Annotated in this window: 1 protein-coding gene; it reads right to left on the bottom strand. The window is 71.4% G+C overall.

The window, feature by feature from the left end:
• A partial coding sequence (locus G4D87_RS38500; RefSeq protein WP_240358958.1) for an MATE family efflux transporter occupies positions 1-601 on the bottom strand: 601 nt, incomplete at both ends.

The raw sequence follows: 601 nt of genomic DNA, 5'->3' as shown, positions 1-601 counted from the left end.
ACGCCAATCTCCGCGGCGAAGTGGAGACCAATGGGGATGCCCAGCTTCACCGCCCGGGCCAGGTCCGCCCACACGGGCAGGCGCGTGGAGGACTCGGCGCCCACCAGGGGCCTGCCCCGCACCGCGAACACCACCACGGCCAGCTGCAACGCGGTGCACAGCGTCGTCGCCATCGCGGAGCCCGCCACGCCCATGGCCGGAATCTCCCGCAGCGGCCCGAAGGCGGCCGGCAACACCTCACCGCCGAACACCAGCAGCACGTCCGCGGCCACGTTGAAGACGTTGGCCGCCACCGTCGCAATCACCAGCGGCCGTGTGTAGGCCGTGGACTGGCAATACGAGCGCACCATGAGGAAGGCCAGCATCAGCGGCATGCTGGGCGCGCGCCACAACAGGTAGTCCCGGGCGCCCGAAACCTCGGCCTCGCCAATGCCCCCCAGGAGCAGCAGCGGCGGCGTCAGCAGCAGCAACGAGCCCAGCAACAGGCCCGCGAAGAGCGCCAGCCAGCCGCCCTGCCAGAGCAGCCCCCGGGCCCGGGTGAAGTGCCGCGCGCCCATGGCCTGGGACATCATCGGGTCGAACCCCATCATCAGGCCCATGC

It is taken from the genome of Myxococcus vastator, assembly GCF_010894475.1.
GTDB classification, from domain to species: Bacteria; Myxococcota; Myxococcia; order Myxococcales; family Myxococcaceae; genus Myxococcus; species Myxococcus vastator.
Note: the sequence above shows the minus strand (reverse complement) of the source record. Positions and strands in the feature narration are given on the sequence as shown.